The organism is Okeania sp. SIO2F4 (genome assembly GCF_010672385.1).
Lineage (GTDB): Bacteria > Cyanobacteriota > Cyanobacteriia > Cyanobacteriales > Microcoleaceae > Trichodesmium.
Window position 1 is genome coordinate 1 of the sequence record NZ_JAAHGT010001306.1, and the last position, 1,849, is coordinate 1,849.

At 35.6% G+C, this 1,849-nt stretch carries 1 protein-coding gene; it reads left to right on the plus strand.

All coding sequences use genetic code 11. The features are described 5' to 3' along the window. A partial coding sequence (locus tag F6K22_RS39910) for an AarF/UbiB family protein (RefSeq protein WP_293110608.1) occupies window positions 1–958 on the plus strand: 958 nt, incomplete at its 5' end. Window positions 959–1,849 lie beyond the last annotated feature (891 nt).

The following is a 1,849-nucleotide window of genomic DNA, read 5'->3' on the forward strand; positions in this document are numbered from 1 at the left end:
CCAAATCGAAAATAATATCGATCCAGTAAAACTTGGGGAAAGAATATACTTGTCCTTGTTCCGACAACTATTTGAAGACAATCTATTTCATGCTGACTTACATCCAGGTAATATAATATTGTTGCGTAATAACAAGTTTGTACTGATTGACCACGGAAGTACCGGTTCTTTGGAAGCAGAATTAAGGAATACTTACTTGAACTATATTAATGGTTTAGGGGAAGGAAATTTTACCAAAGCAGCTGATTACTATATTCGATTTGGTGTCGGTATTCCTAAAGTAGATATTGATAGAGTGCGAGTAGAGATGGGGCGTCAGTTTGAAAACTGGTATCTCAGAGCTCAGGTTAAAGGAATACCATTTCGCCAAAAATCTTTAGGTGGAGCTATTAAAGGAGTAACTGATGTCGCTTTCGCTTATAGAATTCCTACTAACTGGGATTTTTTAAAACTTACTAGGTCTGTTCTGGCATTAGATGGTTCACTACAGTATTTATGGCCAGATATAGATGTTTTTGAACTTATCAACAAGTATAACAAACAAGCACGGCGTCGTGCTTTAATTAATAATCTACGTCCTGAAAATATTCTTAAATGGGTTAACCAAGCTTCAGATGTTGTTAATCAGTATAATTATTTAGTTTTGCCGGAAATTAGAAAGCGAACAAATGCTTATGAGTTAACAGTTAATCAGTTTGCTCTCTCAACGGTAGTTATTTTGCGGAGATTATCTTATCTTGTGCTAGTTGGTGAATTTAGTTTATTGTATGTATTCCTTTATCAACACTATTTTGAGGTTATTGAGCCGATTAATACTCAAATGATTGATGAAGTAGTTAGCAAATTCCCATACATACCATACTTGGAGTGGGTCGGAATATTGATTGCTCTAGGACTGATTTTCCAAGTTTTATTGGCTGTAGCTAGAATTTTAGGACGCAAAGAGTTAAATATTTAATCTACATTTCGTATTCAAAATGTAGTATAAAAAGTCAGGAGTCAGGAGAAAATCATCATCATATAGAATCCCAGTGATACCAAATCTCTATAGATATCCCCGTTATATCTCACTATGTAGAGACTTTGTATACAAGGTCTTTACATGGTTTTTGTGGTTTGCTCAAAACTAATGTGCTTAACCCGGATTTATATCATGTTCACTAGAACAGTTATAATTAGGCTCATAGTTGGGCAAGAGTCCTAATACGAACTATTGTAAGGGCTAGAGCAAAACTACAAACAAAAACTTTATTATAAGTAATTATCCCAACATGATATTAGTATGATTAGTTACAGTATTGCTGAGGAGTCATATCAAATCCGGTAGCATCGGTGTAATTAGATAATAGAGTGTGGTCCGGGTGGGGAGTGTGGGGAGTGTGGGGGGATGGGGAAATATAGAAAGATTTGGCATTATGTGAATATGGAACATTTTTTTATACCGAATTAACCGGATTTGATATCAAAAGACTTTTTCAGCAAGCCCTAAGTAGCAAAAATCATTAGACATTTCCCAAAATAATATAGTAGCACGTCTAGATTTACAGCGGTTTTCATGTCGGTAGACCACAGTAGGGGCATCTATGCGAATCGCCCCTACGGAATTTCGGCTATGGCGATGTGGTTCATCAATCTGAAAAGCACTTTCAACAATTAATAATTAATAATTAATAATTAATAATTAACAATTACCTCTTCTTGAAAACGGATAGGATTGACTAATCATGAAAATTTTTTCTTGTTTCTCCACGGTGAGTGAGAGGCTTTAAACCTTAATTATTCGGTAAAATGTGGTTAAGGAGCGAGTTAATGAAGACCTCTCCCCCAACCCCTCTCCTGCAAGGAGAGA